Source organism: Bradyrhizobium nitroreducens (assembly GCF_002776695.1).
Taxonomy (GTDB): domain Bacteria; phylum Pseudomonadota; class Alphaproteobacteria; order Rhizobiales; family Xanthobacteraceae; genus Bradyrhizobium; species Bradyrhizobium nitroreducens.
Genome location: NZ_LFJC01000003.1, coordinates 4,903,437 through 4,915,870, shown reverse-complemented (window position 1 = coordinate 4,915,870; position 12,434 = coordinate 4,903,437). Strand labels below are relative to the sequence as shown.

At 64.9% G+C, this 12,434-nt stretch carries 12 protein-coding genes; 8 read left to right on the top strand and 4 right to left on the bottom strand.

The genetic code is table 11. The features are described 5' to 3' along the window. The first annotated feature begins 71 nt into the window (after positions 1 to 71). Both TSA1_RS23770 and TSA1_RS23765 read left to right on the top strand, forming a co-directional pair. Positions 72 to 1,292, top strand: coding sequence for a helix-turn-helix domain-containing protein (locus tag TSA1_RS23770; protein ID WP_100178447.1), 1,221 nt, complete (start codon positions 72 to 74; stop codon positions 1,290 to 1,292). 29 nt (positions 1,293 to 1,321) lie between these two features. Next, positions 1,322 to 1,960 carry a Vgb family protein gene (locus tag TSA1_RS23765; protein ID WP_100178446.1) on the top strand — a complete coding sequence of 213 codons (639 nt, stop codon included), beginning with the start codon at positions 1,322 to 1,324 and terminating at the stop codon, positions 1,958 to 1,960. Positions 1,961 to 2,022: 62 nt separating this feature from the next. Here TSA1_RS23765 and TSA1_RS23760 read toward each other — a convergent pair whose 3' ends face one another. Both TSA1_RS23760 and TSA1_RS23755 read right to left on the bottom strand, forming a co-directional pair. Further along, positions 2,023 to 2,520, bottom strand: a complete 498-nt coding sequence (locus TSA1_RS23760) for a hypothetical protein (RefSeq protein ID WP_100178445.1) — start codon at positions 2,518 to 2,520, stop codon at positions 2,023 to 2,025. After that, a complete protein-coding gene (locus tag TSA1_RS23755) occupies positions 2,507 to 2,890 on the bottom strand; it encodes a hypothetical protein (RefSeq protein WP_145984363.1) in 384 nt (127 codons plus the stop codon). Before TSA1_RS23755 ends, TSA1_RS23760 begins: the two co-directional genes overlap by 14 nt. A gap of 241 nt (positions 2,891 to 3,131) precedes the next feature. Between TSA1_RS23755 and TSA1_RS23750 the strand changes: the two genes are divergently transcribed. The 6 genes from TSA1_RS23750 to TSA1_RS23720 all read left to right on the top strand — a co-directional run bounded on the left by TSA1_RS23750 (position 3,132) and on the right by TSA1_RS23720 (position 10,989). Continuing rightward, positions 3,132 to 4,700, top strand: coding sequence for a DUF4403 family protein (locus TSA1_RS23750; RefSeq protein ID WP_100178443.1), 1,569 nt, complete (start codon positions 3,132 to 3,134; stop codon positions 4,698 to 4,700). Between the two features lie 244 nt (positions 4,701 to 4,944). Continuing rightward, positions 4,945 to 6,054, top strand: coding sequence for an ABC transporter ATP-binding protein (locus tag TSA1_RS23740; protein WP_100178442.1), 1,110 nt, complete (start codon positions 4,945 to 4,947; stop codon positions 6,052 to 6,054). 66 nt (positions 6,055 to 6,120) lie between these two features. Next, positions 6,121 to 7,170: an ABC transporter substrate-binding protein gene (locus tag TSA1_RS23735; protein ID WP_100178441.1), complete on the top strand. Its 1,050-nt coding sequence runs from the start codon at positions 6,121 to 6,123 to the stop codon at positions 7,168 to 7,170. Positions 7,171 to 7,411: 241 nt separating this feature from the next. Beyond that, positions 7,412 to 8,662 (top strand): ABC transporter permease, encoded by a 1,251-nt coding sequence (locus TSA1_RS23730; RefSeq protein ID WP_100178440.1) that lies wholly within the window; start codon positions 7,412 to 7,414, stop codon positions 8,660 to 8,662. Further along, positions 8,659 to 9,489 (top strand): ABC transporter permease, encoded by an 831-nt coding sequence (locus tag TSA1_RS23725; RefSeq protein WP_174719044.1) that lies wholly within the window; start codon positions 8,659 to 8,661, stop codon positions 9,487 to 9,489. Before TSA1_RS23730 ends, TSA1_RS23725 begins: the two co-directional genes overlap by 4 nt. A 288-nt stretch (positions 9,490 to 9,777) precedes the next feature. Further along, positions 9,778 to 10,989 carry an ABC transporter substrate-binding protein gene (locus TSA1_RS23720; RefSeq protein WP_100178439.1) on the top strand — a complete coding sequence of 404 codons (1,212 nt, stop codon included), beginning with the start codon at positions 9,778 to 9,780 and terminating at the stop codon, positions 10,987 to 10,989. A 103-nt stretch (positions 10,990 to 11,092) separates the two neighbouring features. Here TSA1_RS23720 and TSA1_RS23715 read toward each other — a convergent pair whose 3' ends face one another. Both TSA1_RS23715 and TSA1_RS23710 read right to left on the bottom strand, forming a co-directional pair. Beyond that, positions 11,093 to 11,620, bottom strand: coding sequence for a PRC-barrel domain-containing protein (locus TSA1_RS23715; RefSeq protein WP_100178438.1), 528 nt, complete (start codon positions 11,618 to 11,620; stop codon positions 11,093 to 11,095). 228 nt (positions 11,621 to 11,848) lie between these two features. Next, positions 11,849 to 12,412, bottom strand: a complete 564-nt coding sequence (locus tag TSA1_RS23710) for a hypothetical protein (RefSeq protein WP_174719043.1) — start codon at positions 12,410 to 12,412, stop codon at positions 11,849 to 11,851. Positions 12,413 to 12,434 lie beyond the last annotated feature (22 nt).

Here is a 12,434-nt window from a genome sequence, read left to right as displayed (position 1 = left end):
ATCGTCGGCCGTCAACGATTTCTGACACCGCGCGGTTGCGCGGTGGGAGTAACAAGTGTGGCGGGATTTGAATGGAGTCGCTGATCACGGCCGCCGCACGCGCGTTAGAGGCGGGCGATCCGCTCGGCGCGCTGAACCGGGTTGCGCTGCGCAACGACGCGCCGTCGCTGGCGCTGCGCGGCATCGCGATGGCGCAGCTCGGCGATCTCGCCAAGGCCAAGGCGCTGCTGCGCAGCGCCGTGCGCGCGTTCGGCCCGCGCGAGGCGGTGGCGCGTGCCAGATGCGTGGTGGCCGAAGCCGAGATCGCGCTGGTCTCGCGCGATCTGGGCTGGCCGGACAGGACGCTCGCCGCGGCGCGCGCGACCCTCGAGAAGCACGGCGATCTCGCCAACGCGGCGCATGCAAGCCACATCGCGGCGCGGCGCCTGCTCCTCCTCGGGCATATCGACGAGGCCGAGCGTACGCTCGCAGAGCTCGGCGCCCTCGCGCTGCCGCCCGCCGCTCTCGTCGTCCGCGAGCTCGTGCTGGCCGGCATCGCCATACGGCGGCTCCGAACCAAGGACGCGCGCGCGGCGCTGGCGCGGGCGGCCCGCGCGGCGCAGCAGGCCGGTATCCCCGCGCTCACGGCCGAAGTCGATGCCGCAAGCCGCGTGCTGGACACGCCGGCCGCACGTCTGATCGTGCGCGGCGACGAGCGGCCCCTGCTGCTGGAGGGAATCGAGGATCTCGCGACATCCCGGGCGCTCGTCATCGACACCTTCCACCATTCGGTTCGCAGGCGCGGCACCGTGGTGTCGCTCGGCACCCGGCCGGTGCTGTTCGCGCTCGTCCGCATCCTGGCGCAGGCGTGGCCCGCGGACGTTTCGCGGCAGGCGCTGATCGCGGGCGCATTTCACGCCAGGCATTTCGATGAATCGCATCGCGCGCGGCTGCGGGTCGAGATCGGGCGGCTCCGCAGCAAGCTCAAACCGCTTGCCGACGTGAGCGCAACCAGGGACGGATTTGCGCTGGCGCCGCGCAAGACGCGCAACGTCCTCGTGCTGGCACGACCCGTCGAGGAAAAGCACGCCGCTGTTCTCGCCTTCCTCTCCGACGGCGAGCCCTGGTCGAGCTCGGCGCTCGCGCTGGCGCTGGCAACGAGCGCGCGCACGGTGCAGCGGGCCCTCGACGAGCTGGCGCGGTCGGACAAGGTGCAATCGTTCGGACATGGGCGGGCGCGACGCTGGATGACGCCGCCCGTCCCGGGTTTCCCGACAGGCTTGTTACTCCCCACCCCGCTCCCGAAGGCGTAAATTGGGACCACATCACAGGGAGCGAGCCGATGAAGCGTTCAGCCGCCGAGATCATCAGGGAATACGGGCCCTTTGCGGGCGTCGAAGCCGTGCATGGCGTCACCTATGACGGCAGCCATGTCTGGTTCGCATCCGGCGACAGACTGAATGCGGTCGATCCTGATAGCGGCAAGGTCGCGCGCTCCATCGATGTCGCCGCGCATGCGGGCACGGCGTTCGATGGCCGGCACCTGTTCCAGATCGCCGAGGACCGCATCCAGAAGATCGATGCGGCCTCGGGCAAGGTGCTGGGCACGATTCCGGCGCCGGGCGGCGGTGGCGATTCCGGCCTGGCCTGGGCCGAGGGCTCGCTGTGGGTCGGACAATACCGCGAGCGCAAGATCCATCAGGTCGATCCCGAAACCGGCAAGATCCTCCGCACCATCGAGAGCAAGCGCTTCGTGACCGGGGTGACCTGGGTCGACGGCGAGCTCTGGCACGGCACCTGGGAAGGCGAGGACAGCGACATCAGGCGGATCGACCCGGAAACCGGCAAAGTGCTCGAGCAGCTCGACCTGCCTGCCGGGACCATGGTGTCAGGGCTGGAGTCCGACGGCGGCGACCGCTTCTTCTGCGGCGGCGGTGCTAGTGGCAATGTGAGAGCGGTCCGCCGCCCTCGGCGCGGCTAGCCACAATCACGGCCTGATTGCATGCGCCGCGTAAGTTTCGGCGTGACCGCGAGTCCAACAGCCTAGCGAGGAACAAAGGTGATCTGCCAGTCGAAATAGTTGTTGTCGTCCGAAGTGAACTCGATCGTCACCTTTGAAACGTTCCTGATTCCAGCAATGCAGAGATCGGGAGGACTCGTGGAAGATAGATCATCCGTCGGGTCAAAGGCCTGCTCGACGGTTTCCAGCCTGTTTGTCCCGTCGATCATCAGTTTCGTAATTTTTGCGCGATAGCTGTGGGATTTTCCGTCGAGTGTCGGACGCCCATAGTGATTGAAGACGAAGCAATACCCCTGTTGCGAAGGTAACTCTATATCGCCACTTGCCGTCACGGCACGAAACCGCTTCTTTGCGAGGTTGTCCGCATGTCTTATTGCAGTCGCATTGAAGAACAGGCTTCCGTACGCGGTATCGCGATGCATGTCGCGGTAACTATCGTATGAAGCTCCTAGCTGAGCAGCGTAAAGTGGTTCGCATCCGAAACCGAGGAGCAAAATCGCCGACAATCTAACCAGGCGCATCGGGATTCCTTTGCGGAATTGCAAGAAATAAAGTGAGAAGGCTGTAGAAAATGAGCAGGCTGGGCGCAACAATTTCTATGTTCTCACCGAGCCCCCACGGCGCATCTTTGAAACGCGTCGTATCGATATTCATTGCCCAGACGAGAAAGCCGCAGAGTAAAATGAACTGAACAAACGCGTTCTTCACATTGTAGAACTTCCAGTAGATCGCAACGTTGAAAACGGAGAGACCAACCAAGACCCAAAGCATGAATTTCGTGTACTCGCCAGGCTGCACGCCATTTGTCTTCAACAACGATTGGAATGCGAGATACGCGCCCGTCACTTCTGCCGGAAAATACATTCGAAGATTTTCAAGTCGCTTGTCCATCTTGCCCCCCCGATCGCTTGACATATTGAAGCGCTTCTCCGATGTTTTCAACTAGGACGCGCATCTGATCCGGTCTCGATAAGACCGACTTCGTCAACGCCTCCGAGCCGACTTCCCGCCGCCGCCGGCTTCGGGGGCCGCGCTACGGACCACATTCGCCGCAATTCCACCCCACCGGTGCGCTCTAGCGCCCTGCTCGCCTGCCCTGTAGACTTCTGCCCCGGGGCGGCCTGGGGGATTGATGCGACTAACGTTGAATCTGAAGACGATCCTGATCGGCGTCGCGGTGCTTGCGGCGTCGTTCTTCATCAGCTTGAAGGCGATGGACTTGCTGTCGCCGCGCGCGACGAATTCGGCACCGCCGGTCGCGCAATTGCCGCCATTGCCGCCGGCCTCGAAGAGCTCGATCGTGATCGCGCCGGTCGCCATCGCGCTGTCGGCGATCCGCGACCAGGCCGAGAAGGCCGCGCCGCGTAATTTCGCCGGCAAGGCCGACAACCCGATCTCGCAGATCCTGGAGAACGCCGACATAGGCTGGACCGCCGTGCGCGGGCCGATGGCCGCCAGCGGCGACAAGGACGTGCTGACGATCTCGACGCCGCTGAGCGGCAAGCTCAATGTGACGGGCTCGCTGTCATCGAAAGCCACCGGCGCGCTCGGCGATGCGCTCAGCGGCGTGCTCGGCGGTGACGCGGCGAAACGGATCGGCGCGGTCAACATCAAGAATCTCAACGCCAGCGCCGAGATCAGGGGCAACGTGGTCGTCACCTCGCGCCCGAAGCTCGCGGCCAACTGGCACCTCGAGCCCAATCTCGGCGCCCAGGTCAATCTCGGCGACACCAACCTCAACGTCTCCGGCGCCAAGGTCAACGTGCCGGCGCAGGTGAAGCCTTTGATCGACAAGAATGTCGGCGAGCAGATCAACCTCGTCTCCGAGCGCATCCGCAACGATCCCTCCTTGCGCGAGAATGCGAAGCTGCAATGGGCCAAGGCGTGCCGCTCGATTCCGCTGCAGGGCTCGGGCGCCTCGGCCGCGCTGCCGCCGCTCTGGCTGGAGATGAAGCCGATCCGCGCCATCGCCGCGCAGCCGCGAGTCGATGCCCAGGCCGTGACGCTGCTGATGGGCCTGGAAGCCGAGACGCGCGTCACCTCGACGCCGACCAAGCCGGACTGTCCGTTCCCCGACAAGATCTCGATCGTGCCGCCGACCGGCACCGGCGTGAGCATCGGCGTTCCCATCGACGTGCCCTTCACCGAGATCAACAAGCTGATCGCGGCGCAGATGGTCGGCCGCACCTATCCGGAGGACGGCTCGGGACCGGTCGACGTCACGGTAAAGAGCGCCAACGTGATCCCGTCGGGCGAGCGCCTACTGATCTCGCTGCTGGTGCGCGCCAAGGAGAAGAAGAGCTGGCTCGGTCTCGGCGCCGAGGCGACCGTGCATATATGGGGCCGGCCGGTGCTCGACCAGGCGCAACAGACGCTGCGGCTCACCGACATCCAGCTCGCGGTGGAATCCGAGGCGGCGTTCGGCCTGCTCGGCGCGGCGGCCCGTGCGGTGGTGCCGCAGATGCAGCAGGCGCTGCTGCAGAAGGCGACACTCGACCTGAAGCCGATCGCCGCCAATGCGCGCGAGAAGATTGCTGGCGTCATCGCCGACTTCCAGAAAAGCGAGGACGGCGTCAAGGTCGACGCCAGGATCGACAGCCTGACCCTCGCCGACATCGCCTTCGATTCCAAGACGCTGCGCGTGGTCGCGGAGGCCGGCGGCTCGCTCAACGTGTTCGTGACCAAGCTGTCGGGGATGTAGCGCGCACGCCTCGTCCTTCGAGACGGCGCTTACGCGCCTCCTCAGGATGAGGCTAATCAGCGTCAGTGCCCATTGAAACTGCGGCCGCGCATTCCGTCCTCATCCTGAGGAGCCCGCCTAAAGCGGGCGTCTCGAAGGATGGCCACAAGCGGGGCCCCCACACCTCTTCGTCGCTTGCGCCGCTGGCATTCTCGCCGCAGGATGCTAGTCTCACACGGCACTTTAGGGACGACGCGAGGTCAACATGGAAGCCGGCATGGTCACGCCTACGCCGGCACTGGTGCGCTTTTCCGGCATTCAGAAGACCTATGATGGCGAGCATCTCGTGGTGAAGAACCTCGATCTCGACATCAGGAAGGGCGAGTTCATCACCCTGCTCGGCCCGTCGGGCTCGGGCAAGACGACCACGCTGATGATGCTGGCGGGCTTCGAGGTTCCGACCCATGGCGAGATCTATCTCGGCGAGCGGCCGATCAAGAACATGCCGCCGCACAAGCGCGACATCGGCATGGTGTTCCAGAACTATGCCTTGTTTCCGCACCTGACGATCGCCGAGAATATCGCCTTCCCGCTCTCCGTTCGTGGCACGAGCAAGGCGGACGTGCAGGAGCGCGTCGCTGCGGCGCTGCGCATGATCAAGATGGAGACCATGGCGCACCGTCGGCCCGGGCAGCTCTCCGGCGGCCAGCAGCAACGCGTGGCGCTGGCCCGCGCGCTGGTGTTCAATCCGCAGCTCGTGCTGATGGACGAGCCGCTCGGCGCGCTCGACAAGCGCCTGCGTGAGCAGATGCAGCTCGAGATCAAGCAGCTGCACGAGCAGATGGGCATCACGATCGTCTACGTCACCCACGATCAGAGTGAAGCGCTCACCATGTCGGACCGCATCGCCGTGTTCAACGACGGCATCGTGCAGCAGATCGACAGGCCCGACGCGCTGTACGAGCATCCGGTGAACAGCTTCGTCGCCCATTTCATCGGCGAGAACAACGTGCTGGCCGGCACGGTCGAGGCGGTCGACAAGGATCATTGCCGCGTCGCGCTGGCCGGTGGCGGTGTCGTCACCGCACGCGCGGTCAACATCTCGGGCGCGGGCGCATCGACCTCGCTGTCGGTGCGACCGGAGCGGATCGCCATTGTCCCGGACGGCAGCTCCGGAGACGGACCGAACCGCCTCCCCGCGAAGGTGCAAAACACCATTTATCTCGGCGACCATGCGCTGGCCGTGCTCGAGGTCGCAGGGAACGCCGAGTTCATGGTCAAGCTTCAGCCGGGGGCACATCATGACCTCACACATGGCGAAAGCGTCTTCATCACGTTCCGTCCAGAAGACTGCCTCGCTCTCGATCCGGTCTGATCCAACCCCAAGCGCGTCCGAAACAATCAACTTCAACGCAACTCACACGAAGAAGGAACGAAGACCATGCTGAACCGCAAGATTGCTCTGGGTTTTGCCGCGGCGTTCAGTGCCAGCGCTGCGCTGGCGACGGTCGCGGAGGCACGCGACCTCACAATCGTATCGTGGGGCGGCGCGTACCAGGATGCGCAGAAGAAAGTCTATTTCGAGCCGTTCAAGAAGGCGTCCGGAATTGCGATGAACGACGAGTCCTGGGACGGCGGCGTCGGCGTGCTGCGGGCCAAGGTGCAGGGCGGCGCCGCCACCTGGGACGTCGTTCAGGTCGAGAGCGACGAGCTCGCAGTCGGTTGCGAGGAAGGCCTGTTCGAGAAAATGGATTATACCAAGATCGGCGGCGAGGCCGCCTACATCCCGCCGTCGGTCAATCCGTGCGGCGTCGGCGCCATCCTCTACGACTTCGTGCTCGGCTACGACAAGGACAAGCTGAAGGAAGCCCCTAAGGGCTGGGCCGACTTCTTCGACACCAAGAAGATCCCGGGCAAGCGCGCCCTGCGTCAGGGCCCGAAGACCACGCTGGAGATCGCGCTGATGGCCGACGGCGTCCCGCCAAAGGACGTCTACCATGTGCTGGCGACCGACGAGGGCGTCGAGCGCGCGTTCCAGAAGCTCGACACCATCAAGGGCGATATCGTCTGGTGGAAGGCCGGCGCCCAGCCGCCGCAATTGCTCGCCTCCGGCGAGGTGGTGATGACCTCGGTCTATAACGGCCGTATCGACACCGCCAACAAGAACGAGAAGAAGAATTTCGGCATGGTGTGGGACGGCGCGCTCTTCACCCTCGACAGCTGGGTCATCCTGAAGGGCAGCCCGAACAAGGACGCGGCCTACAAGTTCCTGGACTTCGCCGGCAAGGCGGAGAACCAGTCGAAGCTGTCGGAGAACATCGCCTATGGCACCTCGAACAAGGACGCAGCCGGCAAGCTTGCGCCCGCCGTTCTGAAGGACCTGCCGACCGCGCCCGACAACATCAAGAACGCGGTCGAGATCAACGTTGCGTTCTGGCTCGAGAACATCGACCGCCTCACCGAGCGCTTCAACAAATGGGCCGCGAAATAGGGAGCGACAGCACCGGCGTGCGGCGCGCATTGAAGGCCATTGCGTTGCGGCCATCCTTCGAGACGCCCGCTTTAGGCGGGCTCCTCAGGATGAGGACGGAGTGTGCGGCCGCGACTTCACAGCCCCGGATGTCAATGAGCCTCATCCTGAGGAGACCGCAAAGCGGTCGTCTCGAAGGACGAGGCGCGCGCTCAGACCGCCCCGAAATGGCGAGGGACGTCCGGTCAAAGAGGTTCGCGCGATGACCGCGGCGTCCCTGACCGAGACCGAGGTGCCGCTCAAGCGCCGATTGAGGCGTGCGGAGCGCGCGCGTCAGGTCAAGGCACTGGCGCTGGTTCTGCCGCTTCTCGTCTTCCTGCTCTTCACTTTCGCCGGCCCCATCGCCGGCATGTTGTGGCGTGCGGTCGATGACCACGAGGTGCGTCAGGTCTTGCCGCAAACCATCGCTGCTCTCGCCAGTTGGGACGGCAAGGACCTGCCGGACGAAAAGACCTATGCGGCGCTGGCGAGCGACGTGCTGGCGGCACGCGCCTCTGGCACAATTGCGATTGCGGCCAAGCGGCTGAACTACGCGCTGAATGGGTTTCGCACCATCCTCACCAGCACGTCGCGCAATCTGAAGGCGGCTCCGGAGCCTGGCACCGCCAAGGAGACGCTGGGCAAGATCAACCCGGCCTGGCGCGAGCGCGCCACCTGGACGACGATCAAGGATGCCGGCGGTCCGGTCACCGGCTTCTATCTGCTGGCGGCGCTCGACCTGACGCGGAACGCGGATGGCGCGATCATCGCGGCGCCGCCGGACCAGGCCATCTACCGCGAAGTGTTCATCCGCACCTTCCTCATCAGCCTCAGCGTCACCGCGCTCTGCCTGATCCTCGGTTTCCCGGTCGCTTACCTCTTGGCGACGCTGCCGCCTGCCAGATCGAACCTGCTGATGATCTTCGTCCTGCTGCCGTTCTGGACGTCGCTGCTGGTCCGCACCTGCGCCTGGATCGTGCTGTTGCAGAGCAAGGGCGTCGTGAACGACAGCCTGCACTGGCTCGGCATCATCGACGAGCCGTTGCGCCTGATCTACAACCGCTTCGGCGTCTGCGTGGCGATGACGCACGTGCTGCTGCCCTTCATGATCCTGCCGCTGTACAGCAGCATGAAGGCGATCTCGCCCGCTTACATGCGGGCCGCCGCTTCGCTCGGCGCGCCGCCGGTCACCGCCTTCTTGAGGATCTACCTGCCTCAAACCCTGCCCGGCATCGGCGCCGGCAGCCTGCTCGTGTTCATCCTCGCGCTCGGCTATTACATCACGCCTGCCCTCGTCGGCGGCGCCGCCGACCAGATGATCAGCTATTTCATCGCGCTCTACACCACAGAGACCGCCAATTGGGGTCTTGCTTCGGCGCTCGGAGCCGTGCTGCTGCTGGCGACCATTTTACTGGCGCTCGTCTATGGCAAGCTGGTGCAGGGCCAGCAGGTGACGGGAGGCATGAAGAATTGAGCGAGAACTCCTCCTTGCGCACGCCCAGCCAGCGCATCGCGTGGACCGCGACCATCGTGGTCTCCGCGCTGGTGTTCGTCTTCCTGATCGCGCCGATCCTCGCGATCATGCCGCTGTCGTTCAGCTCGGGTGCCTATCTCACCTATCCGCTGCCCGGGCTGTCCTTGCGCTGGTACGAGGACTTCATCGCCTCGCCGCGCTGGGTGAACGCGCTGAAGAACAGCGTGATCATCGGCGTCGCCTCGACGGCGCTGTCCATGGTGCTCGGCACGCTCGCTGCGCTCGGGCTGGCGCAGTGGAAGAGCCGGTTCAAACCGCTCGCTCTGGCCTTCGTGCTGTCCCCGGTGGTCGTGCCCGGCGTCATCACCGCCGTCGGCCTCTATTTCTTCTTTGCGCCGATTGGCCTCACCGGCAGCTATCTCGGCCTGATCCTGGCGCACACCGCGCTGGCGACGCCCTTCGTGGTGATCACGGTCGGCGCGACGCTGCAAAGCTTCGACACCAATCTGGCGCGCGCCGCCGCCTCGCTCGGCGCCTCGCCAATTGAGGCGTTCCGCCGCGTGATCCTGCCGCTGATCCTGCCTGGCCTCGCATCCGGCGCGCTGTTCGCCTTTGCGACCAGCTTCGACGAGGTGGTGATCGTGCTGTTCATGGCGGGCCCCGAACAGCGCACCCTGCCGCGCGAAATGTTCAGCGGCATCCGCGAGAACATCAGCCCGACCATCACGGCTGCGGCGGTGATTTTGACGACGGTGTCGGTGATCCTCCTCGCGACGCTGGAAGCCTTGCGCCGACGCAACGAACGGCTGAAGGGCGGGGGCGCCTGAGCGGAGGTGTCGCTTCTCCCTCTCCCCGCTTGCGGGGAGAGGGTTGGGGTGAGGGGGGTCTCCGCAAGGACGGCGGCAGCTAGACTCGCGGAGAGTCCCCCTCACCCGCACCGCATCTTCGATGCGCTGCGGCCTCTCCCCGCAAGCGGGGAGAGGCGAAGGGAACACCGCCGCGCCCTGCATATTCGCTGCCCCCTCACGCATCTTTGGCTTACCTGCCGCGACCGATTGCCGCTACAACGGCTCCCTCAACAACGCCCAAACAACAACACACAGGGAGCAACAACCATGCAAAAACTCGTCGCCGCGGTCGCGGTCGGCATCGCGCTTGCCGCCACGTCGGGCGCCGCGCAGGCGCAGATTTCAGACGATATCGTCAAGATCGGTGTGCTCACGGACATGTCGAGCCTCTATGCGGACGCGACCGGCAAGGGCTCGCTCGCCGCGGTCGAGATGGCGGTCGCCGATTACGGCGCCAAGGTCGCGGGCAAGCCGGTCGCCGTGGTCGCCGCCGACCACCAGAACAAGCCCGACGTCGGCGTCAACATCGCCCGCAACTGGTACGACAACGACAAGGTCGATGCGATCTTCGACGTTCCGACCTCGTCGGTGGCGCTGCCGATCTCGGCGCTGACGCGCGAGAAGAACAAGATCAACATCAATTCGGGCGGCGGCTCCTCCGACATCACCGGCGTTGCCTGCTCGCCCAACACCGTGCACTGGACCTACGACACCTATGCGCTGTCGAACGTCGCCGGCAAGGCGATGGTCAAGCGCGGCGAGGACACCTGGTTCTTCGTCACCGCCGACTACGCCTTCGGCATGGCGCTGCAGCGCGACGCCGCCAACGTGGTCAAGGAGAGCGGCGGCAAGGTGCTCGGCGAGGTCCGTCATCCCCTCAACTCGTCGGACTTCTCCTCCTTCCTGCTGCAGGCCCAGGCCTCCAAGGCCAAGGTGGTCGCGCTGGCGAATGCCGGCGGCGACACCACCAATGCCTTGAAGCAGGCGGCCGAGTTCGGCCTGACCCAGGGCGGCCAGAAGATGATCGCGCTGCTGCAGGAGATCACCGACACGCATTCGCTCGGCATCAAGGCGACGCAGGGCCTGATCGTCACCGATGCCTTCTACTGGGACATGAACGACGAGACGCGCGCCTTCTCCAAACGTTTCAACGAGAAGGTCGGCCACATGCCGACCATGATCCAGGCCGGCCTCTATTCCGCGACCATGCACTATCTGAAGGCGATCGACGCCATCAAGACCGACGAGGCCCCGAAGGTGATGGAGCAGATGCGCAAGACGCCGGTCAACGACTTCTTCGCCAGGAACGGCAAGATCCGCATCGACGGTCGCATGGTCCACGACATGTATCTGTTCGAGGTCAAGAAACCCGAGGAGTCCAAGGGCGAGTGGGACCTCTACAAGCTGATCGCCACCGTGCCCGGCGACGAAGCCTTCCGTCCGCTCGACAAGGGCGGCTGTCCGCTGGCGACGCACTGATCCTGCCGCCTCTCTCCGCTTGCGGGCAGAGGCCAGACAAGACACGACAGTGCGCCCGGCGAAAGCCGGGCGCACGTCGTTTGGGCCGTCCGTCGAGCCTCATTTACTCCGAGTACTTGAACTCGGGCATGTTCTTCAGCTCGTCCTTGCTGGCATTGAACACGGCGTGGTCGGGATACCACTTCGAGGTCGACGAGGTGGTCGAGGCAGCCGGGGCCGTCGTCGTGGTCTTCTCGGTGCCGGTGGCAGCGCCGGTCGTGGTCGTTGCCGGGCGGGTCGTCGTGGTCGAGGCAACCGCCTCATTGACGAACTTCAGCTTCTCATAGGGCACGGCGACCAGATGCTCGCCCATGCCGAGGAAGCCGCCGACGCCGATCACGGCGATCTTGATGTCGCCGTTCTTGTCCATCAGCAGGTCGTTGATGGTGCCGATGTTCTCGTTGGCTTCGTTGTAGACCTTCAGGCCGTCCATCTTCGAGGTACGCCACTGACCCGACGCGGTGGTGGTCGTCGTCGTGGCGGTGGCCGCGGTCGGCGCCTTGTCGGCGGTGGCGGTCGGCGATTGCGCGAACGCAACGGTGGCAAGCAGTGCGGTACCGGCCAGGCCGGCGGCGATCGATTTCATCAGCATGTTGTCCTCTCCTTCACGAAAAACTCGTGTTGAGAGAACAGCGCTGATCACACGCAGTTCCTTGCGCGCGGCAATTTCGTCGCGCGATGCGCGAGCGATGGAATCTCGCAAGCACTGTTCCTGCGTCACTCAGGAACATTTTGCGACGCACGGTTCCCCGCCGACGATCATGCGCCCTGGGTGAAGCACGATCGCGGCGAGGCCCGCGCCGACCCGCGTCGCTCAGGGTCAGCTCTTGTAGTCGATCAGCAGCGCGGAGAAATCGGAGTTGCCGGATGAGCTGCCGCTCGCGCCGTAGGACGATGTCGACGATTGCGACTGCTGGAGCGCCTGCAGGAACTGCTGCAGAATCTCGGCGGTGGTCTGGTCGCTGGAGGTGCTGCTGGTCGTATCCGTCGAAGACGACGAATCCGAAGAGCTGTCGCCCGGCGGCGGACCGGGCGGCGGTCCGCCTGCGCCACCCGCCCCGCCCGGCCCGCTTGCGAAGGCGGACTGAAACACGCCCTTGAGCGCTTCGGCCTGGTCCGAGGTCAGCGTCCCGTTCGACACCTCGTTCGAGATGAGGTCGTCGATCTTGGACTGCATGTCCTCCTTGGAGGGACGCGTGCCGCTCGACTGGTCGCTGGACCGGCCCTGCTGGAGCGCCGTGTCGATGTCGGTCAGCGCCGTCGAGAGCGCGGACTGGTCCGAGGACGAGATCGTGCCGGCGGACACTTCCGACTGCAATTCCTGCTGCAGGCGCTGCAGCGGCGACTGGTAATTACCGGCGGAGGCCGCCGAAATCGAGGTCATGATGGCTCCGTGGCTTTTGCGG